Annotated in this window: 15 protein-coding genes; 7 read left to right on the forward strand and 8 right to left on the reverse strand. The window is 66.1% G+C overall.

Features of this window, described 5'->3' with window-relative positions:
* Nucleotides 1-66: 66 nt before the first annotated feature.
* A complete protein-coding gene (locus ACIBW7_RS32630; protein ID WP_397053077.1) occupies nt 67-13503 on the forward strand; it encodes an amino acid adenylation domain-containing protein in 13437 nt (4478 codons plus the stop codon).
* Here the strand turns inward: ACIBW7_RS32630 and ACIBW7_RS32635 are convergent.
* Together ACIBW7_RS32635 and ACIBW7_RS32640 are read right to left on the reverse strand one after the other, a co-directional pair.
* Nucleotides 13500-13826, reverse strand: a complete 327-nt coding sequence (locus ACIBW7_RS32635) for a GNAT family N-acetyltransferase (RefSeq protein WP_397053079.1) — start codon at nt 13824-13826, stop codon at nt 13500-13502. The genes ACIBW7_RS32630 and ACIBW7_RS32635 overlap by 4 nt on opposite strands.
* 38 nt (nt 13827-13864) lie before the next feature.
* Complete coding sequence (locus tag ACIBW7_RS32640) at nt 13865-15223, reverse strand: FAD-binding oxidoreductase (protein ID WP_397053081.1); 1359 nt, start codon at nt 15221-15223, stop codon at nt 13865-13867.
* A gap of 219 nt (nt 15224-15442) precedes the next feature.
* Between ACIBW7_RS32640 and ACIBW7_RS32645 the strand changes: the two genes are divergently transcribed.
* A complete protein-coding gene (locus tag ACIBW7_RS32645; RefSeq protein ID WP_397053083.1) occupies nt 15443-15754 on the forward strand; it encodes a hypothetical protein in 312 nt (103 codons plus the stop codon).
* Between the two features lie 45 nt (nt 15755-15799).
* A complete protein-coding gene (locus ACIBW7_RS32650; RefSeq protein ID WP_397053085.1) occupies nt 15800-16387 on the forward strand; it encodes a GtrA family protein in 588 nt (195 codons plus the stop codon).
* Here ACIBW7_RS32650 and ACIBW7_RS32655 read toward each other — a convergent pair.
* The 3 genes from ACIBW7_RS32655 to ACIBW7_RS32665 are packed head-to-tail and all read right to left on the reverse strand — an operon-like array spanning nt 16286 to nt 18225.
* On the reverse strand, nt 16286-16924 hold the full coding sequence (locus ACIBW7_RS32655; protein ID WP_397053087.1) for a Type 1 glutamine amidotransferase-like domain-containing protein: 639 nt from the start codon (nt 16922-16924) through the stop codon (nt 16286-16288). The genes ACIBW7_RS32650 and ACIBW7_RS32655 overlap by 102 nt on opposite strands.
* 6 nt (nt 16925-16930) lie before the next feature.
* Entirely contained in the window at nt 16931-17770 is an 840-nt protein-coding gene (locus ACIBW7_RS32660; protein WP_397053089.1) for a maleylpyruvate isomerase family mycothiol-dependent enzyme, read from the reverse strand.
* Nucleotides 17767-18225 carry an HIT family protein gene (locus ACIBW7_RS32665; protein ID WP_397053091.1) on the reverse strand — a complete coding sequence of 153 codons (459 nt, stop codon included), beginning with the start codon at nt 18223-18225 and terminating at the stop codon, nt 17767-17769. The genes ACIBW7_RS32660 and ACIBW7_RS32665 overlap by 4 nt, the downstream gene beginning before the upstream one ends.
* Nucleotides 18226-18541: 316 nt before the next feature.
* On the opposite strand from ACIBW7_RS32665, the gene ACIBW7_RS32670 reads away from it, so the two are divergent.
* From ACIBW7_RS32670 to ACIBW7_RS32680, 3 genes are read left to right on the forward strand one after another with little or no spacing between them, the layout of a single operon-like run.
* A complete protein-coding gene (locus ACIBW7_RS32670) occupies nt 18542-19660 on the forward strand; it encodes a Re/Si-specific NAD(P)(+) transhydrogenase subunit alpha (protein WP_397053093.1) in 1119 nt (372 codons plus the stop codon).
* The gene (locus tag ACIBW7_RS32675; RefSeq protein WP_397053095.1) at nt 19660-19998 is read left to right on the forward strand and encodes an NAD(P) transhydrogenase subunit alpha; all 339 of its coding nucleotides are present in this window, start codon (nt 19660-19662) and stop codon (nt 19996-19998) included. Before ACIBW7_RS32670 ends, ACIBW7_RS32675 begins: the two co-directional genes overlap by 1 nt.
* Before the next feature lie 17 nt (nt 19999-20015).
* Complete coding sequence (locus ACIBW7_RS32680; protein ID WP_397053231.1) at nt 20016-21431, forward strand: NAD(P)(+) transhydrogenase (Re/Si-specific) subunit beta; 1416 nt, start codon at nt 20016-20018, stop codon at nt 21429-21431.
* A gap of 48 nt (nt 21432-21479) precedes the next feature.
* Here the strand turns inward: ACIBW7_RS32680 and ACIBW7_RS32685 are convergent, their stop codons facing one another.
* Together ACIBW7_RS32685 and ACIBW7_RS32690 are read right to left on the reverse strand one after the other, a co-directional pair.
* The gene (locus tag ACIBW7_RS32685) at nt 21480-21716 is read right to left on the reverse strand and encodes a hypothetical protein (RefSeq protein WP_397053097.1); all 237 of its coding nucleotides are present in this window, start codon (nt 21714-21716) and stop codon (nt 21480-21482) included.
* A gap of 24 nt (nt 21717-21740) precedes the next feature.
* Nucleotides 21741-21854, reverse strand: coding sequence for a hypothetical protein (locus tag ACIBW7_RS32690; protein WP_397053099.1), 114 nt, complete (start codon nt 21852-21854; stop codon nt 21741-21743).
* On the opposite strand from ACIBW7_RS32690, the gene ACIBW7_RS32695 reads away from it, so the two are divergent.
* A complete protein-coding gene (locus ACIBW7_RS32695) occupies nt 21846-22037 on the forward strand; it encodes a hypothetical protein (protein ID WP_397053101.1) in 192 nt (63 codons plus the stop codon). The two genes, ACIBW7_RS32690 and ACIBW7_RS32695, sit on opposite strands and share 9 nt — an antisense overlap.
* A gap of 41 nt (nt 22038-22078) precedes the next feature.
* Here the strand turns inward: ACIBW7_RS32695 and ACIBW7_RS32700 are convergent, their stop codons facing one another.
* Nucleotides 22079-23350, reverse strand: a complete 1272-nt coding sequence (locus ACIBW7_RS32700) for an MFS transporter (protein WP_397053103.1) — start codon at nt 23348-23350, stop codon at nt 22079-22081.
* Between the last annotated feature and the right edge of the window lie 116 nt (nt 23351-23466).

Raw genomic sequence — 23466 nt, forward strand, 5'->3', positions numbered from 1 at the left:
GCACGGACCAACGGTAAACCGGTGCCCGTCGGACGGCATCGAGGTAACTGATCCGGGTGGTTGCTCATGTCGCACGGCCTGTCATCGGCACGGCCATCGCTTGCCGCTGACACTCAGGTTTTTCCGCTCTCACCCGCGCAGCTGGGGATGTGGTACGCCCAGCGGCTGGATCCCGATGTGCCGCTCTACGAGGCGCAGTACATCGAGATGTCCGGACCGCTCGATCTCGACCTGCTGATCCGGGTCGGTCGCCAGGCCGCGCACGAGTTCGAATCGGGCGTGCTGCGGTTGATCGAGAAGGATGGTCTGCCGTATCAAGTGGTCGACCATCGGATCGAGACGGAGGCCCGGTACCTGGATTTCCGCGCCGCGTCGGATCCGGATGCCGAGGCACTGCGCTGGATGCGCGCCGATGTGGCGGCGCCGATCGATCTGCTGCGGGATCGGCTCGCGATATCGGCGGTGCTGCGGGTCGGTGCCGACCGGGTGTTGATGTACTCGCGGGCCCATCACATTGTGCTGGACGGCTTCGGGTCGGTGACCGGGCTGTACCGGGTCGCCGAGCTGTACAACTCAGCGCTGGCAGGTGTCGAGCCGCCGCCCGCGACGGCGGCGAGCCTGCGGGAGGTGCACGAATCCGAGATGAGCTATCGCTCGTCGACGCGATTCGCGGCCGATGCGGCGTATTGGTCCGAGCGGATGGCGGACATGCCGCAGCGGTGCAGTCTGGTGGATGCGCCGGCACCCGCACACGCGCTGGGGCGTCAGCATCGGATCGAGCTCTCGGAGCTGACGATCGAGCGGATGGAAACCGCGGCGGCGTGCTTCGGTGTCGGTTCGGCGGCATTGGCGATAGCGGCGCTCGCGCTGTATTACGCGCGGATGACCGGTGAGCAGGAGGTGGTGCTGAGCCTGCCGGTATCCGGGCGGACCACTGCGATGCTGCGGCGTTCGGGCGGCATGCTGGCCAATGTGGTGCCGTTGCGGATCGCGGTCACCGCGGACAGCACGGTCGCCGATATCGTCGCGGCGGTGCGGCTCGAGGTGTCCGGTGCACTGCGGCACCAGCGGTACCGGCATGAGGAAATCCGGCACGGTGCGGACGATTCCGATGCCGCGATGCCGGGACGGGGGCTCGTCGGGCCGGTATTCAACATCATGTTGTTCCCGACAGAAGTCGTTTTCACCGGTGTTCGAACCGCACTGCACGTACTGACGTCGGGGCCGATCGAGGATCTGTTCGTCAACCTGTATCAGCACGGCGCGAACAGTCCGATCCACGTCGACTTCACCGCCAATCCGCAGTTGTACGACGCGGATTCCCTTGCCCGGCACCATTACCGATTCATCGGATTGTTCGAGTCGATGCTCGCCGCGAAGCCGGATACGCCGGTCCGGGAGCTCGAATACTTCCTCGACGACGAGCGCCATCTGCTTCGTGGGGTACATGGGCCGAAGGTTTCGGCGGTACGACTATTGCCCGAGGTGCTGGAGGCGGGGTTGCGGGCAGCGGAGGCCGACGCACCCGCGGTGATATGTGGTGACCGGACGTTGTCGTATGCGCAACTGGACCGGCTCTCGAATTCGTTGGCGCGCAAGCTGATCAGTCTCGGCGCGGGACCGGATATTCCGGTGTTGAGCGCGTTGCCTCGATCGATCGAATCGGTGCTGGCCTTCTGGGGTGTGGCTCGATCGGGCGCGGCGTTCGTGCCGATCGGGCGCGGGAATCCGAGTGGGCGGGTGGCGCGGATGGCAGCGGAATGTGGTGCACAGCTGGGGATTACGACGTCGGACCTGGTTCCGGGACTGCCCGGTGATGTGACCTGGATTGTGCTCGATGCCGATGCCGATGCCGATGCCGATGCCGATGCCGATGCCGATGCCGATGCCGATGCCGATGCCGATGCCGATGCCGATGCCGATGCCGATGCCGCGGCGGGTTCGGAAGTGCGCGAGATCTTGCGGGCGGAGCACGCGGCCTATGTCATATTCACTTCCGGGTCGACCGGCGTGCCGAAAGGGGTTGTGGTTTCGCATGTCGGCTTGGCGGGACTGGTTGCGGCGGAGCGTTATTCGTTCTATTCGGGGCCGTGGGCACGGGTATTGCACTGTTTGAACCCGAGTTTCGATGCGTCGCTACTGGAGCTACTGCTGGCGTTCTCGGCGGGCGCGACCTTGGTTGTCGCGGAGGGGGATCAGGCGGCCGGGAGTGAGTTGGCGCGGGTGATCCAGGACTTCGGCGTGACGCAGTTTTATTCGACGCCCGCGGTTTTGGCGACTCTGCCCACCGATGCGTTGGACGGGGTGCATGCGGTGTCATCCGGTGGCGAGAGTTGCCCGCCGGAGTTGGTGGCACGGTTCGGGGCCGGGCGGACATTGCTGAATTCTTATGGGCCGACCGAGACTACGGTCGCGGTCACCTTCACGGATCGGTTGACACCGGCTCGGCCATCGGGGTTGGGGCGTCCGGTGCCAGGGGCCGGTCTGTTGGTGCTGGATCGCTGGTTGCGGCCGGTGCCGATCGGGGTTGCGGGGGAGCTGTACATCGTCGGGTCCGGGCTTGCCAGGGGCTATGCGGGACGAATGGGCGTAACCGCCGAACGTTTCGTGGCGAACCCCTTCGGGCCGAGCGGATCTCGGATGTATCGGACCGGTGATCTGGTCCGCTGGCGAATGCAGCATCCGATCGATGCGGAGCACGATGGGGCGTCGGATCCGGTACTGGAATATCTGGGCCGCACGGATTTCCAGGTCAAGTTGCACGGAATGCGGGTCGAGCCGGGTGAAGTCGATGCCGTGCTGGACATGCATCCCGGTGTCGAGATCGCGGTGACGGTACTGCGGCGCACTGCTGCGGGCGGATCGATGTTGGCGTCGTATGTGGTTCCGATCAATCATAGGGAACCGCCTGTGCACCTGGATGTTTCGGACATACGTGACTTCTGTGCGCATCGGCTGCCCAGACATCTGGTACCCGGATCGATCACCGTGCTCGACGCGCTGCCGTTGACCGGCAACGGCAAAATCGATCGCCGCGCCCTGCCGGAACCCGAGCCCATGGCGACCGAGCCGGTGCATGCGGCGGGTACGGAAACCGAACGCGCACTGTGCGCGATATTCGCCGAGATCCTCGGCGCGCAGACCGTTGACGCGGAATCGTCGTTCTTCGCCCTCGGCGGCGATTCGATCATGGCTATTCAGCTGGTATCCAGGGCCCGCGCCGAAGCGCTGATCTTCACGGCCCGTGATGTTTTCGAGCATCCGACACCTGCCGACCTGACCCGATTCGTTGCGGCACCCACAGGTCGCCCGCTATTGCGTGAACTGCCGGGTGCGGGCATCGGCCGGATACCCCGCACTCCCATCGTTTCCTGGCTGCTCGAACAGTCGACCGATGCGCGCGGCTTCGCCCAGTCGATGGTGCTCACCCTGCCCGTCGGTATCGAGCGAAACCCGTTGGTGCGCACCATACAAGCCATCATTGACGGGCACGACATCTTGCGTGCGGCCTTGGTGGATGGGGAACTCGAGGTTCGCCCGGTCGGGACGGTCGACGCGGACACGCTGCTGGCCGTATGTTCCGAGATTTCGTCGGACGCGCCCGTTCGGGCTATCGCGGATGCGACGGATCGTCTCGCCCCGGACCGCGGCCGAATGCTGGCCATGGTGTGGCTCGATGCCGGGCCGACGCGGGCCGGTCACCTCGTCATCGTGGCGCATCACCTGGTCATCGACGCGGTGTCCTGGCGGATCGTGCTCGCCGATTTGATCACCGCATGGACCCAGATCGCGGCGGGAGATGAGCCGGTACTGCCGCCGGTCGGCACGTCTATGCGAACGTGGGCGCACGCTTTGGCCGTGGCCGCCGCCGATGATTCGGTGGTCGAGGAGCTGGATTACTGGTCCGAGGTCCTCGCCACGCCGGATCCGCCGTTGCGACGTCGCCGCGAGGCAGCGCTCTCGCCGGGGGAGCGTGGCGGCCAGGGAGATCGCGGCGATGCGATCGAGGTGCCGACGGGACGCAGTGACATTGCCGTTGATGCGCCGGATGTCCTCGAGATGGGGCCGGAGAGCGTGGCTGACGAAACACGGCGAGTCCGTGAGCAGATCGAGGTTCGGCTGCCCGCCGAGGTGACGAAGACGCTGCTCGAGCGTTTGCCGGTGGCGTTGCGGTGTGGGGTGGAGGAGGCGCTGTTGAGTGCCTTGGCGTGCGCGGTCACGCGGCTGCGAGGGGACCGAAGCCCAGTGCTGGTGAGTGTCGAGCGGCATGGTCGGGATGAAGGATTGGTGCCGGGGGCGGACCTTTCCCGGACGGTCGGGTGGTTCACCAGTCAGTTCCCGGTGCGGTTGTATGTCGGGTCGGCCGATCCGTTGACGGCATTGAAGGCCGTCAAGGAACAAGAGCGCGCGGTGCCCCGGGGCGGGTCCGGGTTCGGGCTGTTGCGGTATCTGAATCCGATCGGGCGCGAGCGGTTATCGTCCGTGCGGCCGCGGATCGGATTCAACTACCTCGGGCAGGTGCCTGCTGTCGATGTGGGTGAGCCGTGGCTGCCGGATTCGGTTGTGACGTCGTTGGCAGGCGGCCCGGACTTGCCTGCGGCAGGGGATATCACGATCGACGCCGTGGCACTGGAGACCGTTGAGGGCCCTGTTCTGCAGGCGGTCTGGCATACCAGGTCCTCGGCCTCGGATCTGGAAGATATCGCGCAGCGGTGGACATCGGAACTCACCTCGCTTGCCGAACTGCTGCGTGCACCGGATGCGCGTGGTTCTACTCCGTCGGATCTGCCGCTGGTATCAGTGACGCAACAGCAGATCGACGAATGGGAGTCGCGGTACCCGGCATTCGAGGATGTCTGGCCGCTCGCGCCACTGCAGCAAGGTCTGTTGTTCCACACCCAACTGGCCGCCGGACGCGCAGACGGGTACTCGGTACAGGCGGTAATCCAATTCGACGGCGAGGTGGATGTCGCACGGCTGCAGCGGGCTGCCTGCGCGCTCGTCGAGCGACACCAGGCGCTTCGCACGGCCTTCCTGTCCGGCGATGATGCGCCGGTTCAGCTGGTACTCGAGCAGGTAACCGTGCCATGGAGCTACATCGAAGCGGACGCGACGGAATGCGACCGCCTCGCCGACGCGGAACTCGCGACACCCTTTGCCCCGGATCGGCCACCACTGCTGCGCTTGCGCTGCGTGCGTTGCGGCGCGCGCGATGTCCGGTTGGTGATCACGAACCATCACCTGATCCTCGACGGCTGGTCCATGCCGCTGCTCTTCGGCGAGCTGCTCATGCTGTACGAAACCGACGGTGACAGTGCGGGATTCGCCCCAGCTGTTTCGTATCGGCGCTACCTGGAGTGGCTGGCGGACCGAGACCGCACTGCTGCCCGAGCCGCATGGTCCGCCGCATTGGCCGACCTACCAGGTCCGACCTTGGTGACCGCTGGGCGGGCTCCGGCCATGGCCGCCGCAAGCGCGAACCGGTCGGCGGACGAGCGAGTGTCGAAACCCGTTCGGACCATCGATGTCCCTTTGGGGCAACCGAATGTATCCGCACTCCAGGGGATTACCGCTGAGCACGGTGTCACCCTCAACACGATTGTGCAGGTCGCGTGGGCATTGCTGCTGACGGAGCTGACCGGGGAACACGACATCGTATTCGGTTCCATCGTATCCGGCCGTCCGCCCGAATTGCCCGGGGCCGAACGCATTGTCGGCATGCTGGTGAACACCATTCCGGTGCGGATCACCCTCGAACCAGCCGAGTCGGTGGCGGACCTGCTCGGGCGCGTACATCGTGAGCAGGCGCGCTTGCTCGACCATCACACTTTGGGGCTCAACGATATTCAGGCCGCGGCCGGTATCGGGCCACTTTTCGACACCGCGCTCGTGTTCGAGTCGTATCCGGTGGATGTCGCGGCGCTCACGGCGGTGGCCGAGCGGGCGGCATTGCGCGTCAGCGGATTCCGTGCCTACGACAGCACCCACTATCCACTCGCACTGGCTGCACACGGCCACGGCGGTCTACGTCTGACCATGAGCTACTCGGCCGAGTACTTCGACACCACCGAGGCGGAAGCCCTGGCGGGGCGGCTGGCCCGCCTTCTCACGCGGCTCGGCGAGGATCCGAAACAGCTGGTCATGGCCGTAAACGGAGCAGACCCCGGGGAGGTGCTGCGCGCACATCCACAGCCACTGCGGTTGCTCCCCGAGATCCTGGCGGGTGGTATCCACCCCGACCGGATCGCAATCCGTTACGGTCCAACGGAATTGACCTATCGAGAACTGGACGAGCAGTCGAATCGGCTCGCCGGAGTGTTGATCGAGGCCGGCGCGGAACCGGAAACGGCTGTGTTGCTCGCAATGCCGCGATCACCGGAGTGGATGGTCGCGGTGTGGGCGATCGCGAAGTCCGGGGCCGCCTTTGTACCGGTCGATCCGGCCCAGCCTGCGCAGCGGATCATCAATATCGCCGCCGACTGCGGTGCGCTATTCGGGGTGACTGTCGCGACGGTGCGGGATCAACTGCCGGACGAGGTGCCGTGGCAGGTGCTAGACGGTCCGGAGGTGACCACGGCGCCGCTGACAGCCGCGGATCGACGCAGGCCATTGCATGGCGCACACCCGGCCTACATCGTGTACACCTCCGGCTCGACCGGAACACCGAAGGGCGTAGTCGTCACCCATGCCGGTCTGAGCGGTCTCGTGGGCGGTACCGCCGCCGCCATCGGAGCCGGGCCGGGTGATCGCGTATTGCACTGTCTGAATCCGAGTTTCGATGCGTCCATTCTGGTGTGGTTGTCCGCCTTCGAAACCGGTGCGACCCTGCTGATCGCGCCGCCGGAGGCGAATGCCGGTGCCGAGCTGTGCGCGGCTCTCACCGAATCCGATGCGACCCACTTGACCTCGACTCCCGCCGTACTGGCCACGGTGCCCGCGACCGCATTTGCGGGCGTGCGAGTGCTGGTCTCCGGCAGCGAGGCGTGCCCGCCGGAGCTGATCGCCCGCCTCGCTGAGGGCCGGGTGCTGCTGAATTCCTATGGCCCCGCCGAAGCCTCAGTGGCAGCGACGTTCAGTGGCCCACTGCGTCCGGGAGAACCCGCGGATCTCGGAGCACCGCTGCCGGGAACCGGTCTGGCCGTATTGGATTCGTGGTTGCGTCCGGTACCGATCGGTGCGACCGGCGAGCTGTATGTCATGGGACCCGGACTTGCCCGTGGCTACGTCGGGCAGCCGGGACTGACGGTGGCGCGGTTCGTGGCGAACCCGTTCGGAACGCAGGGGGAGCGGATGTACCGCACCGGCGATCTGGTTCGCCGTATGTCCCGGCGGCGACTGGAGTACCTGAGGCGCAATGACTTCCAGGTGAAGTTGCACGGCATCAGAGTCGAGCCGGGTGAAGTCGATGCAGTGCTGCGCAAGTGTCACGGTGTCGAGATGACGATCACCGTGCCGCGCCAGGGTCCGGCCGGGGTCCATGTGCTGGCCAGCTATGTGGTGCCGACCGAGGATGCGGTCCTGAAAGCGAACGAGTTGCGGGACTACCTGTCCCAGCGCCTGCCGAGACATCTGGTACCCGCGACGATCACCGTACTGACCGAGCTGCCGCTGACCGGAAACGGCAAGGTCGATCGGCGCGCACTGCCCGAACCCGAACTGGCGGTGGCCGAATACGTCGAACCGGTCGGGCGAGAGCGCCTGGTCGCCGATGTCTTCGGTACGGTGCTCGACCGTGAAAAGGTCGGTGCGGCCGACGACTTCTTCGCACTCGGCGGTGATTCGCTTTCGGCGATCCGAGTCGCCGCTCGGCTCGGCTCGGCCCTCGCGATTTCGGTGCCGGTCCGCGTGATCTTCGAAGCGCCGACCGTCCGCGCGCTCGGCGCGCGGCTGAGCACCACGGCCACCATGGATCGCACCGGTCCTCGGCGCGGGCCACGGCCAGAACGGATCCCGCTTTCACCCGCGCAGCAGCGGATGTGGTTCGTCAACCGATACGATCCCGATTCCGGCGCTTACAACGTGCCGATCGTGCTGCGGCTCACCGGAAGGCTGGACCCGGCAGCACTCGAGGCGGCCGTGCGCGATGTGCTCGAGCGGCACGAGTCGCTGCGCACGGTATATCCGGCCCGCGACGGTGTCGGATATCAAATGATGCTGCCAACGGATTCTGTTGTCCCGGAACTTGATCCGATCACTGTCACCGATGCGCAACTGCCAGGCGCGATCATGGACTGCGTCGGTGCGGGATTCGACGTGACCGCCACGGTGCCATGGCGGCTGCGCCTGTTCCGGCTCGCCGAGAACACACACGTACTGGTGCTGGTAATCCACCACATCAGCACCGACGGGTTCTCGATGGGCCCACTTGCCCGCGATGTCATGACTGCCTACACGGCCCGGCGAGACGGCGCGGTACCCGACTGGACCCCGCTTCCGGTGCAGTACGCCGACTACACCCTGTGGCAGCACGAGCGTCTGGGCTCCGAGCACGATTCGGAATCACCACTGGCACAGCAGATTCAGTACTGGAAAGACACACTCACCGGATTGCCCGATCAACTCCCACTGCCCGTCGATCGCCCTCGCCCGCCGACCGCATCAATGCGGGCAGGCACGGTCTACCGCGAATTCGATGCCGCACTCACCGCACGCCTCGACGAACTCGCCTCCGCGAACCGATGCACGCGATTCCAGGTGCTGCACAGTGCACTCGCGGTGCTGTTCGCCCGACTGAGCGGCACCACCGATATCGCCGTCGGCACCCCCGTGGCGGGCCGTGGCGTCGCCGAACTCGACGATGTGGTCGGCATGTTCGTCAATACCCTGGTGCTGCGCACCGAAATTCGTGCCGCGGAAACGTTCACTGAACTGCTCGCCGCGGTTCGGCGCACCGACCTCGACGCACTCGCCCACGCCGACGTGCCCTTCGAGCGGCTCGTCGACCTGCTCGAACCGACCCGCTCGGCCTCCCGGCACCCCTTGATCCAGACAATGCTGGTGATGCAGAACCTCGCCCCGGTCGAACTCGCGCTGCCGGACCTGCGCGCCGAAGCGCTGGAGCTCGACCAGCCGAGCATTCGTTTCGATCTGAGCCTCACGGTGGCGGAGACCGATTCCTCCGGCCTGTCGGTCCGGATCGCATACGCCACCGACCTGTTCGACCGCGCGACCGTCGCGCATATGGCCGAGCGCTGGCTGCGCGTGCTGAGCGCGGTAGCGGCGAATCCCGAAGTACCCGTTGGGGATATCGAATTGCTTGCGCCTGCCGATCGCCGAGATCTGCTGTCCCGGCGGGCGCGGATCGAGCGGCCGCCGCGCGTGCTGGCCGAGCTGCTCGCAGCGGCGGTCTCCGCGAACCCGGACGGCACAGCGGTGGTCGATGGCACCGCGACGCTGACCTATGCCGAGCTCGACGAGCGCTCGAATCGACTGGCTCGCTTACTGATCCGCGCGGGTGCGCGTCCCGAGACGCTGGTCGCGGTGGCCCTGCGCCGCTCACTCGAGTCGGTGCTCGCCCTGTGGGCGGTGACGAAGACCGGAGCGGCCTTCGTCCCGGTCGATCCCGGCTACCCGGCCGAGCGGATCCAACAGATCATCGCGGACTCGGGTGCCGAGTTCGGCATCACCCGGAGTTCGATCGAGCCGAGTCTGCCGGATTCGATGAGGTGGCTCGCCCTCGATGACCCGGACGTCATCGAATCACTAGATGCCACAGCCAGTTCACCGATCGAGCTGCGGAACGTGCGGCCCGAAAACCCCGCCTACGTCCTGTTCACCTCCGGATCGACCGGCAGACCCAAAGGCGTCGTCGTCACCCACACCGGACTCGCCAACCTCGCGGCAGCACAACAGAAACGCGGCGGGACCACCAGCACCTCCCGCGTCCTGCACGTTGCCTCACCGAGTTTCGACGCCGCGGTACTCGAACTCCTGATTGCGGTGGGTCCGGCGGCGACCCTGGTCATCGCGAACCCGACCGCATTCGGCGGCCCGGAACTCGCGGAACTGCTGATACGCGAACAGGTTTCGCACATCGCCATCAGCCCTGCGGCCCTGGCCTCGGTCGATCCGGCCGGATGCGACGCGGTGCGCGTCATCATCACCGGCGGTGAACGCTGTCCGCCCGAATTGGTCGCCCGCTGGTCCGCGCCGGACCGCCTGCATTTCAACGATTACGGCCCGACCGAAACCACCATCTGGGCAACGGAGAGCAGCCCGCTGCGAGTGGGCGACGAGGTCAACATCGGCGGCCCCATCGCGGGCATGTCCGCACTCGTGCTCGACGATCGGTTGCATCCGGTGCCCGAAGGCGTCGCCGGTGAGCTGTATCTGGCGGGCATCGCACTGGCCCGTGGGTATCACGGCCGCGGCGGCCAGACCGCAACGCGCTTCGTCGCCGACCTGTACGGCCGACCGGGTGAACGCATGTACCGCACTGGCGACCTGGTGCGCTGGCGCGGGCGCGACCTCGAATACCTGGGCCGCTCGGACCTGCAGATCAAGTTGCGCGGCCTGCGCATCGAACTCGGGGAAGTCGAATCGGCGCTGCTCGCCGACCCGGCCGTGGACCAGGCGGCGGTCAGCGTGTACACCGATGCCACCGTCGGTGAAGTGCTCGTCGCCTACGTGGTACCCGGTGTCGAATTCGCGCCCGATCTGCTCGAGAGCGCTGTAGCACAGCGACTTCCGTCTTATATGGTCCCCTCGGTCATAATCCCGCTCACCGAACTGCCGCGTACCACGAGCGGAAAGCTGGACCGCACGGCGCTGCCCGCACCCGATCTGCGCGCCGGCCGATATCGCGCCCCGGAGACACCCACCGAACGGGTGATCGCCGAAACCTTCGGCGATCTGCTCGGTGTCCCCCGCGTCGGACTCGACGACAACTTCTTCGCTCTCGGCGGCAATTCGCTGATCGCCACCCGTATCGTCGCCCGGCTCGGTGCCGCACTCGATACCCGAATCCCGGTGCGCACCGTCTTCGATGCGCCCACCGTCACCGACCTCGCGGAGGCGGTCCGGACAGCGGCCGCCCCACCCGGACCCCGCCCCGGACCGCGCGAGCGACCGAGCCACATCCCGCTCTCGGCGGCCCAGCGGCGCATGTGGTTCCTCAACCGCTACGACCCGGCCTCACCCGCGCACAATGTGCCCATCGCGGTCGAGGTCCGCGGCGACCTCGATCCGGAGGTGCTGCGCGCCGCCGTCCCCGATCTGGTCGCCCGGCACGAATCACTGCGCACCGTTTATCCGATGGATGCCGCGGGCGATCCGTATCAGAAAGTCTTACCGGCAGCCGAAGCCATTGTCCCGGTGGTGGTCTCCGATATCGGTGCGGAGCTCGCGGCTGAGTTCGCCATGCGTGCCAGCGGGCAAGGCTTCGATCTGACCAGAGAACTTCCGATGCGCGTGTGGCTGCTGCGCCTCGAACCCGAGCGCTGGGTGCTCATCGTCGTCATGCACCACATCGCCTCGGACGGCTGGTCATCGGCGCCGCTGACCCGTGACGTGCTGCTGGCCTACGCCGCGCGCCGGGCCGGTACCGCACCGCAGTTCGCGCCCTTGCCGTTGCAGTACGCCGATTACGCACTGTGGCAGCACGAATTGCTCGGCGCCGATGACGATCCCGACAGCGCGGCGCACAGTCAGCTGGAGTACTGGTGCGGTGCACTCGAAGGACTGCCGGAGATATCGGCGCTGCCGACCGATCATCCGCGGCCAACGGTGGCCACGCATCGTGCCGGCATGGTGGAGTTCGACATCGGTAGCGCGTTGCAGCGACGGATGCGCGAGATCGCGCGCTGGCACGGCGTGAGTGTCTTCATGGTGGCGCACGCCGCGCTCGCGGTGCTGCTGGCCAGGCTGTCCGGTGCGACGGATGTGGCGATCGGTTCGGTCACCTCGGGTCGTGGCGACGGCGAACTCGACGATCTTGTCGGGATGTTCGTCAATACCCTGGTCCTGCGCACCCGGATCGAGCACGACGCGACCTTCGAAAACATCCTCGCCACTACCAAAGACGCCGATCTCGACGCCTTCGGCAATGCCGATCTGCCGTTCGAGCGGCTGGTCGAGGTGCTCGCACCGGCCAGGTCGACCGCGCATTCGCCACTGTTCCAAGTGATTCTGGTGTTCCAGAACTTCGATCGTGAACCGGTTCTGTTGCCCGGCCTGGAGATCACGCCGGTATCGCTCGCGGCGGTCGGGGCCGAATACGATCTGGAATGGATGCTGGCCGAGGAATTCGATGCCGACGGCGCGCCCGCCGGTATCGCCGGAATCCTTACCTTCGCCCGCGATCTCTTCGAACAGAAGACCGCGGAAACGTTGACACAGCGATTCGTTCAGGTGCTCGAAGAGGTCACCGCGGACCCGGCGGTCGTCATCGACGACCTCGATGTCACCGCCCCGCCGGGCATGGTCGTGCACCAGCCGCCGCCAACGACCGTGCGCCGCAAGGATTTGCCCTACCGTCCGCCGGTCACCAGCACCGAACGCCTCGTGGTCGGCGCCTTCGAAGCCGTGCTCGGCGCGGACCGAATCGGGCTGGACGACAACTTCTTCGAACTCGGCGGCACCTCCATGGTCGCCATTCGCCTGGTTACCGAAATCCGCGCGCGCAGCGGCTTCGATCTACCGGTCCAGTGGATGTTCGGCGAACCGACTCCCGCTGTCCTGGCGCAACGCATCATCGAGGGTGATTTGTCAGGCGTCGATCCGGCCTTGCGCACTGTCCTGGCCCTGCGCCCGGGCGGCACGGGTCCCGGACTGTTCTGCATCCATCCCGCAATCGGATTGGCCTGGTGCTACGCCGGTTTGGTGCAATACCTCGACGGGGATCACCCGATCTACGGCCTGCAGTCACCGGCGGTGGCCGATGGCAACCAACCGGGCAGCACCCTCACCGAACGCGCCGCCCGCTACGCCGACCAGATTCTGCTGACCCAGCCCGCGGGCCCCTACCGGCTGCTCGGCTACTCGGCGGGCGGTCCGCTCGCCCATGCGGTCGCCGTCGAACTCCAATGCCGCGGCGCCCAGGTGTCGGCCCTGGTCCTCATGGATGGCCGCGCCGATGTCGAACCGGAAAGCGCCGTCGAGATGCCGGCTCCGGAGGCGTTGCTCGCCGAATTCGGCGGAATCGATCCCGCGCTGCTCGACAACCTCGACGGGGATACGGCGCTCGCCGAGCGCGCCGCCGAACTCCTGGGCGCTGCCGTCGGCACCTTCGCGGCCCTGACACCCACCGATCTCGAGCACCTCTACATCGACTACCAGCAGCTGATCCGCGAAAGCGCCGGCTACCACCCGGCCGTCTTCGACGGCGACGTGCTCTTCTTCAGCAGCACCAACAGCCGAGCCGGGTACATCCCCAATGCCGAAACCTGGCGGCCCTATGTCACCGGAACCATTGCCGACCATCAGGTACAGCACGAACACAACAAGCTCACCAGCCCAGAAGCCCTGGCGGTGATCGGTCCGATCGTCGCCGACTACCTGCGTTAGGCGACCAGATCGGCGTACTCGCGGTGCTCCGCGATGTACTGCTCGACGTACCAGCAGGTCGGGATGATGGCGAAGCCCGCGGCGCGCGAATCCTGCAGCGCGTATTCGACCACCTGGGCGGCCACGCCACGGCCGCGGAACTCCGGGAAGGTCATGGTGTGGTGGAAGTCGCGGACCTTCGGAGGATGGTTGTCGGCCGAGCCGGCGGGGCGGGTGAGATCAGCGTCTTCGCGTTCGGCGTAGTCGGCGTACCCGGCAAGGGTGTCGTCGAGATAGATCTCGAATCGGGTATCGGCGACATTGTGCTCGAGCCTGGTGGTCATGATCGGGTCAAACTCCTCAGCGGCCGGGAATGTTCCGTCTACAGAATCGCGCCTGGGTTGAGAATGCCATGCGGGTCGAGCGCATCCTTGATCCGTCGAGTGAGTGTCATCACATCGGGGCCGAGTTGATCGGGCAGCCATGCCTTCTTCAATCGGCCCACGCCGTGTTCGCCGGTAATGGTGCCGCCGAGCTCGATGGCCAGATCCATGATCTCGCCGAAGGCGTGGTGCGCGCGTTCGGTCATAGCCGCATCGGTCGGATCGTGCACGATGAGCGGGTGCGTATTGCCGTCCCCGGCGTGCGCGATAACCGAAACCAGCACGTCATTGCGTGCGCCGATGGCGGCGATACCGTTGACCAGATCGGCGAGCCGTGGCAGCGGAACACCGACATCCTCGAGCAGCAGTGACCCGATCTTCTCCACCGCCGGAATGGCGAAACGCCGTGCGGCGGTGAAGGCTTCGCCTTCCTCTGGATCCTCGGTGTGGAAAACCTCGGTGGCACCGGCCTTTTCACAGATGCCGACCATGATTTCGGCTTCGTGCCTGGCGAATTCGCCCGGTGCGTCGGAGCGGGCGACCAGCAGCGCGGCGGCCTCGCGATCCAGACCCATCCGCATCTCGTCCTCGACCGCATTGATCGCCACGGCATCCATGAACTCGAGCATGGCGGGCCGCAGGGTGCCGGTGATGCAGAGGATGGCCTCGGTGGCGGCGGTCAGCGTCGCGAAGGTCGCGACCACGGTGGATTGCGGCGGTTGGGCGGGCAGCAGCCGCAGGGTGAGTTCGGTGATCACCCCGAGCGTGCCCTCGCTGCCGACGAACATCTTGGTCAGCGACAGGCCCGCCGAATCCTTGAGTCGTGGCCCGCCGAGCCGCACCACCGTGCCGTCGGCGAGCACTACCTCCATGCCGAGCACGTAATCGGTGGTCACGCCGTATTTCACACAGCACAGGCCGCCCGCATTGGTGGCCGCATTGCCGCCGATCGAGCAAATTTCGAAGGAGGACGGGTCCGGCGGATACCACAGGCCGTGCTCGGCGACCGCACGTTTGACCTCCGCATTGAGCAGGCCGGGCTGGACCACCGCGGTGCGGGTGACCGGGTCGACGGTGATCGCGCGCATGCGTTCGGTGCTGAGCACGATGCCGCCGTCGACGGCCGTCGCACCGCCGGACAGTCCGGATCCGGCCCCGCGGGGCACCACCGCGACCTGGTGTTCGTGCGCCCACCGCAACGTCGCCGCGACATCATCGGTACCGGTCGCGCGGACCACGGCCAGCGGTGTGCCTGCGCTCGGATCGCGCGCCCAGTCCTGCCGATAGCCCGCCAGCAGGTCGGGATCGGTGAGTACCGCGCCGTCGGGCAGGCCGGAGATCAGCTCGTGCAAGTCCACACGACTTACGCTATACGGCGGGTACGGGCCAGGGTGAGTGCCCGACTGTAACAGCCGCGCGTCCGGTTCTCCCTGGAGGTTTGCTACAACGCGGAGCCCGGCGGGATGTGGGCCGGTCCAGTGGTGCCGGGTCCGTACGCCGATAAGAATTCCGGGCAAGGCGCCCGTTCGGGGCGCTGTCCGATTCCAGTAGGCGCGCAGGCGCGCCGAGGAGGTCTCATGCAGGTCGAGTCGCCGGATTATCGTGATTTGGTCGCTGCGGTGTTCTCCTACGAAGTTGTCGACGGGGGTATCGACCCGGATTCTTTGCGCCGCATCCACGCGGGCGATATCGCCGAATGGGTCACGGCACTGGATCGCTCGGGCATGTTCGGCAAGACCGTGATCGCCACCCTGTCCGACCAGTGGCAGCGCAAACCCCGCCTCCTGCTCGAGGCCCTCCTGGAAGACGTCGACGACGTCACTCGCCGCCGCTGCCTCGTCGCCTGGTCCGCGCTGGACCGCCGTTCGCCCCTCACACAGATCGGATGATCGGGATCGGGTGCCACCCGATCTTGTTTCCTGGACGATCACCTGATGGACACCTGCCGCTGGCATGCTGGCGGCGTGACGAGCACCGAGTCCCTGGTGGCGGGCTTTTCCCACTGGTGCGAGGCCGTCGTCGCGCGGCTGCCCGCGGGGCTGAATCGCCTTGTCGCCCCGACGTTTCTCGGCTTCGCGCTGATCAACGGCTTCACCTTCGGTGTCGATCTGGCGCTGCTCACGGTGCTGCACGGCTGGCTGGGACTGCCGGTATGGCTATCGGTCACGATGGCCTATATCTGCGCATTCGGGCTCAGCTTCGTGCTCAATCGCACGTTCAACTTCCACTCGCACGCACCGGTCGGCAGACAGGCCGTGGTGTACGTGGTGGTGGTCGTGATCAACTACCTCGCCTTCATCCTCGGCGTCGGCGGCGGGCTGGCCGCGCTGGGATTGGAATACCATCTGTCGCGGCTGCTGGCGGGGGCATGCGAGGCGGTCTACATGTACTGCGCGATGCGCTGGGTGGTGTTCCGCGGGCTATCGCAAGATCTCGATATCACTGCCGTCGACCACGACGACATCATCGTCGGTGAGCGCCCAGTGCGCGATGCCCTCGGCCCGGTAGCGGGCGGCGAGTAGCGCAGACTCACCGTCCGGATCGGTCGCGGAGTCCAGATGCGGCACGATGCGATGGTCGACCAGACCCAGTCCGTCCCACCGTGGTTCGATACCGCATGCCGGTTCGACCTCGGCCGGGTCGTCGGTGGATTCCAGACCGTGCAGATCCGGGGTCAGCAGACAGGCGCCCGCGCTGTACCCGGCATATACCAGCGCATCGGCGGCGAGCAGCTTCGGCAGTACGAAATCGGCTCCGCTGCGGGCGAATTGGGCGCGCAAGACGAAAGTATTGCCGCCGCGCACCCACACCAGTGGGTATTTCGCCAGAGTGGCTTCCAGTTCGGTTGCGCGGCCGACGAATTCGCGCAGATCCAGCACATCGGGGGAGTAGCCGAGCTTGCGCAGCGGGGTCACGTCACTGGTGACCGCACCCGCCCAGGCCGCGGGCCAGGCGTCACATGCGTTGGGAATCACCGCGACTCGGCCCGGCTCGCCGACGAGTGCGGCGAGCCGGTCGTAGTGTGCGCCGAATCGGTAGCTGGACAGGAAAAGTCGCACCGCGGCTCAGATGGTGAAGGCCAGGCTGCGCACCAGTCGGTCGCCGAGTTCCGCATCGCCGGAGATGCGGAACTCGCCTTCGTGCGCATCCGCGGTGGTGCGTCCGCCGCGCAGCCGGGCGAACAGGCCGGAGCCCATCCGAACTACCACGGTGGCGGGCGCGTCGAGTTCATCGACGATATTGGCGCGGCCGTCCACCGCGACGTACAGCGTCTGCGGTAACGGGCCGGTCAGCTCGAAGGTGATGCGCGATCCGTCCGGCGCCTGCGCGCCCTTCGCCACCGCCCGCCCGATGGTGGAGGTGAGTTCGCCGAAAGCCCGCTCGGCCCGCGGTCCGCCCTCGTCGACGGATATGCCGAGCCCATCGGCGATATCGAGTTCATGCATCCAGCAGTCGAACAGCCGCACCCGCATGAATCGGCCATAGCTGACCTTGCCGATCGGCGATACGGTCTCGGCGTGCCATTGCGCATCATCGAGGGATGCGAGCGCCGCGCGCCTGCGGTCGGTGACCTCGCGGTACAGCGCTAACAGTCGCTTACCCGACAGTGGCCGCAGCCGGTCGACCCAGATCTCGTTGAGCACGCCGCTCTCGTTGCGCACATGCGGCAGCGTGGTCACATCGGTTTTGGGCCGGATCGGATCGTGCGCGGGCGGGGTCTCGCCGAGCAACCAGGATTCCGTCCCGACGACGTGTGCGACCACATCGAACAGCGACCAGCCCGGAAGCGGAGACGGCGTGCGCCAACGCTCTTCGTCGAGATCGGCGACCAGGGCCGCGATCGTCTCCCATTGCTCGGACAGCAGGCCGGTCAGCTCGTTCCGGTCCTGGGTCGGGTCGGTCATTCGCGCTCCTCGGCGTTGGTCTCGTCTTCGTGTGCCAATGCCGATATTCCGGCGCGGATGGCGGCCGCGGTGGATTCCGGATCGTGCGGACGCCGCAGCAGCAGTCCGGCGGCGAAGCTCAGTTTGTCGCCGTGCCGGCGCGGTATCACGTGCAGGTGGACGTGCGGGACGGTCTGGAAGGCTGCGGTGCCGTCATTGAGGACGAGATTCGCGCCGTCCGCGGCCAGGTTGCTGCGCCTGACCGCCAGCGCGAGCCGGTGTCCGGCGCGGAAGATGTGCGCTCCCGATTCGGCGTCCAGATCCGCCAATTCGGATGCGTGTCGTTTCGGGATGACCAGGGTGTGGCCGCGGGTGATCGGACGAATGTCCAGGAACGCGCACAGCATGTCGTCCTCGTAGACCTTGGTCGCCGGGGCCTGCCCCGCCGCGATGCGGCAGAAGACGCAGTCGTTCACACCGCCGACCATACGGCGTACCGCTCACCGGGAAAATACTCAGCATGACGCACGTCACTATGCGGAGGTATTGCGCCGCACCGACCAGGATTCGAACCTTGATGTTGGTCGCGAATCCGACATAACGGCGGAATCCGGCCGCAACTTGTGACCACCATCTCAGCTACGCTCGCCGCTAGCGATTGCTTGCCACATCGCTCGCAAAGGTCAGCGAGCCGGGTACAGTTGCGAGGATTTGGACGAACTTACTCCAAAGTAACATCGTCCGGCCGTCGACCGGTTGCTTGAAGCTCAGCCAGAGAAGGAAGTCTGACAAGTGGAGACAACGCAGAGCGTAGGCGACCAGTCGCCGCGCGGAGCGCGTGTCGGAGTCGTTCGCGAGGCAAACGCGGGCGAGCGGCGTGTCGCATTGGTGCCCAAGATCATCCCGAGCCTGTTGAAGCAGGGCGTGGAGGTGGTGGTCGAGGCGGGTGCCGGGCTCGGCGCGCTCATTCCGGACGCGGCCTATGTGGATGCGGGCGCGACCATCGGTGATCCGTGGTCGGCCGATGTGGTCGTGAAGGTCGCTCCGCCCAGTGACGCCGAGGTGGCGAAGCTGCACAGCGGGCAGACCCTGATCGGCTTCCTCGCCCCGCGCAATGCCGACAACCAGATTCCCGCGCTGAAATCGGCCGGGGTGCAGGCCTTTGCCGTGGAGGCGATTCCGCGTATTTCGCGGGCTCAGGTGATGGACGCGCTGTCCTCGCAGGCCAACGTCTCCGGGTACAAGGCTGTGCTGCTGGCGGCGTCGGAATCCACCCGCTTCTTCCCGATGCTGACCACCGCCGCAGGCACTGTGAAGCCCGCGACCGTGCTCGTGCTCGGTGTGGGTGTTGCGGGTCTGCAGGCGCTGGCGACAGCGAAGCGTCTGGGTGGCCGGACCACCGGCTACGACGTGCGGCCCGAGGTCGCAGACCAGGTGCGGTCGGTCGGTGCGCAGTGGCTCGATCTGGGGATCGACGCCGCCGGTGCGGGTGGTTATGCCCGCGAGCTCACCGATGAGGAAAAGGCCAAGCAGCAGCAGGCGCTCGAGGATGCGATCAAGGGCTTCGACGTGGTGATCACCACCGCGCTGGTACCCGGGCGCCCCGCGCCCCGCTTGGTCACCGCCGCCGCGGTCGAAGGCATGAAGCCGGGCAGTGTGATCGTGGATCTGGCCGGTGAGACCGGCGGCAACTGCGAGTTGACCGAGCCCGGTGAGATCGTGGTCAAGCACGAGGTGACGATCGCTTCGCCGTTGAACCTGCCCGCGACGATGCCCGAGCATGCCTCGGAGTTGTACTCGAAAAATATTGCGGCGCTGTTGGAGCTGATGTTGGTCGACGGGAAGCTGTCGCCCGACTTCGGTGATCAGGTGCTCGCGGACTCCTGTGTTACTCGTGAGGTGGATGCCTGATGTACACCGAACTGCTGGCGAATATCGCGATCCTGGTGTTGTCCGGGTTCGTCGGGTTCGCCGTCATCTCCAAGGTCCCCAACACCCTGCATACGCCGTTGATGTCGGGTACCAACGCCATTCACGGCATCGTCGTGCTGGGTGCGCTGGTCACTCTCGGGAACGTGCAGGATCCCTCGATCCTGACCCAGATCATTCTGTTCGTCGCGGTCGTGTTCGGAACCCTGAACGTCATCGGCGGTTTCGTGGTGACCGACCGGATGCTGGGAATGTTCAAGGGTAAGAAGGCCGCACCGGTGAAGGCTGCCACAGCGGAGCGGTCAGAGGGAGCAGCGTGATGCATACCTTCGACAATGTGACCTATCTGGTCAACGGGCTCTACATCATCGCCTTCGGCATGTTCATCTACGGTCTGATGGGGTTGACCGGGCCGAAGACCGCGGTACGCGGCAACCTGATCGCCGCGGTCGGCATGTTCATCGCGGTCGTCGCGACACTGATCTCGGTGCGCCACACCAGCAGCTGGATCCTGATCATCGCGGGCCTCGTGGTCGGTATCGCCCTTGGTGTGCCGCCGGCGAAGTTCACCAAGATGACCGCGATGCCGCAGTTGGTGGCCGCGTTCAACGGTGTCGGTGGCGGCACCGTCGCTCTGATCGCCTGGTCGGAATTCATCAATTCCCAAGGCTTCTCGCACTTCGATGAAGAGCCGACCGTGCACATCGTGGTCGGATCGCTGTTCGCGGCGATCATCGGGTCGGTGTCGTTCTGGGGTTCGTTGATCGCGTTCGGCAAACTGCAGGAGATCCTGCCCGGCAAGCCGATCGGGATCGGCAAACTACAGCAGCCACTGAACCTGCTGCTACTCGTCGGCGCGATCGCGGCCGCCGTGGTGATCGGTATCGGCGCCACCAAAGATGGTGTGCCCCAGTACTGGATGATCGCGGTGCTCGTGCTGGCCGGTGTGCTCGGCCTGATGGTGGTGCTACCCATCGGCGGCGCGGACATGCCGGTCGTCATCTCGCTGCTCAACGCGTTGACCGGTTTGTCCGCTGCCGCCGCGGGTTTGGCGTTGAACAACACCGCCATGATCGTGGCGGGCATGATCGTCGGCGCGTCCGGCACCATCCTGACCAACCTGATGGCCAAGGCCATGAACCGCTCCATCCCCGCGATCGTCGCGGGTGGATTCGGTGGCGGCGGCACCGCTCCCGGGGCCTCCGGCGACGGTGAGGCCAAGCAGGCCAAGGCCACCTCGGCCGCGGATGCCGCGATCCAGATGGCCTACGCCAACCAGGTCATCGTGGTCCCCGGCTACGGTATGGCCGTCGCCCAGGCCCAGCACGCGGTCAAGGAAATGGCAGCGCTGTTGGAGGCCAAGGGTGTCGAGGTCAAGTATGCGATTCACCCCGTCGCCGGTCGTATGCCCGGCCACATGAACGTCTTGCTCGCCGAGGCAGAAGTCTCTTATGACGCGCTCAAGGAAATGGACGACATCAACGGCGAATTCTCGCGCACCGATGTGGCTTTGGTGATCGGCGCCAACGACGTCACCAACCCCGCCGCCCGCGAGGACTCCTCGTCCCCGATCTACGGCATGCCTGTTTTGAATGTCGACCAGGCCAAGAGTGTGATCGTGTTGAAGCGTTCCATGAACAGTGGTTTCGCCGGTATCGACAACCCCCTGTTCTACGCCGACCACACCTCCATGCTGTTCGGCGACGCCAAGAAGTCCGTCGGTGCAGTCACCGAGGAACTGAAGGCACTGTAAGCACCTCTGCATGAAAGCCCGCTTCCGCGAAATGGAAGCGGGCTTTCGTCATTGCAGGTGCCGTTCGCGCGCTTCGACCGCGGCCTTGGCATCCCTCAGACTTCTGCCCGTCAGGTTGCGATAGAGCTTGATCGCGTGGATCTTCTTGCCCTGCCGAATGAGTTCGTCGATTTCGTCATAGGGTGTCGCCGGGTCCGGGCTGGGCAGACCGAGGTGCTTGATGATCATGTCGAGCTTGCGCTCGAGGTTATCGATCCGGCGCTCGAGTCTGTTGTTGTCGAACATCTCTCGAACTTACCGATGCAGGCGCTATTCGGTCGGACTGCGCAGAGCATCCGTGACCAGCTGGCGCAGTCGATCCGGCTGGTCCGGATCGGTGCTGTGACGTGCTGCCAGTGCTATCCCGGCGACCAGTTGGATCACATCCTCGATGCCGACATCTGCACAGACGCCGCCACCCTGCTGTGCCCTGGCACGGGCATTGCCAATGCGGCACTGCGTGAGCCGATGACCACCGCCGAGCGCGCGCTCGGCGAGGCGTTCCCTGGTCGCAATCTGCTCGGACTCGGCGGTCAGCGGGTCGGTGGTCGGTCCGTCGAGGCCTGAGCTTGCCGCGCTTGCCCGGGATACGTCCTTCGCGGCAGCCGCTATCCGGTGACCTGTTGTGGGGCAACCGCACCCGCGTATCGGCAGCAGAGCAGGACGGCGATGAGGGGGACGAACATTGCGGCGGTGAGTGGGACCAGGGCGGTCAGCCAGCCGATGATGGAGGGGCCCGCGAGCAGGCCGAGGTAACCGAGGCTGAATACCCGCGACATATCGGTAGCCGCCGTGGTCGAGCCGAGATTGCCTGCGGCGGTGAAGATCTGCGGTATGCCGCCGGAGAGGCCGAGGCCGCACATCGCCCAGCCGAGGAGCGTCAGCGGCATCCAGCCCGAAGCCATGATCAGAACCAATCCGAAAGCGGCGATCAAAGTGCCGTAACGGACGACGGCGACTCGGCCGAAGGCGCCCGCCACGCGGTCGGCGGTGAAGCGGCCCGCGGTCATGGTGCAGGAGAATGCGGCGAATGCCAGTGCGGCGGTGGCATCGTCGACATCGAGGTGGTCGCGGACCTGCAGGGCGCTCCAGTCGGCGGCGACACCCTCGGTGAGGAGTAGGGCGAAGGCGATCGCTGCCAGCGCCAAGACTTTTCGGGAGCGGTTCGGTGCGGTTGTCGACCGGGCTTTTCCGCCATTCTGCGGTGTTGTTTCGGACTCACCACCGTGGCCCGTGCTTTCCGGAATATGGTCGTGCGGGCTACTTTCCGGTGGTGCATCCGAATTCACTTCTCGCGCCGCCGATCCGGTGTCGGCCAGCAGACGTGGCACCAGCGCGGCGGTAATCGCCAACCCCGCCACGGCCGCGAGCGACAGGCTCAGGCGCACATCCCATCCCGCGCCCTGAGCAGCCGCCCCCAGCAGTGAGCCGAGGAATCCGCCACCGGAGAACAATGCGTGGAACGCCGACATGATCGGTCGGTCATACGCCCGCTCGACATGCACCGCTTGGGTATTCATCGAAACGTCGAGCGCACCATTGCCGAAGCCGAAGCAGGCCAACGCGATCGCCAGGCTGACCGGTCCGGTCGCGAATCCGGGGCCGAGCACCGATATCGAGGCGATCGCCGCGGCGGCCGCGACCACGGTCCGGCTGCCGAATCGGTCGGCGAGCGGGCCCGCGATGCGCATGCCGACGATGCCCGCACCGGCCAGCATGAGAATGAACATGCCGAGCGTGGAATGCGCGATGCCGGTCCGGTCGGTAATGGCCGGGATGTGCACCACCCACATGGCCAGCAGGAACCCGTTCAACGCGAACACCACGAATACCGCGGCGCGTGCTATCCGGATCTGCGGATCGATCGTCGTGGTCGCCACCGATTCGACGGTACCGCTTCGGTCGCGATCTCGCGGCCGCACGGGGAGCCGGTCCGGGACATCATCGGCCGAAGGCCCGGCTCCGCGGATCTTGCCATTGAGATCGGGTGTCCGTG

Origin of the sequence: Nocardia sp. NPDC049526 (genome assembly GCF_044465765.1) — a bacterium.
In the GTDB taxonomy this organism is placed as follows: Bacteria; Actinomycetota; Actinomycetes; order Mycobacteriales; family Mycobacteriaceae; genus Nocardia.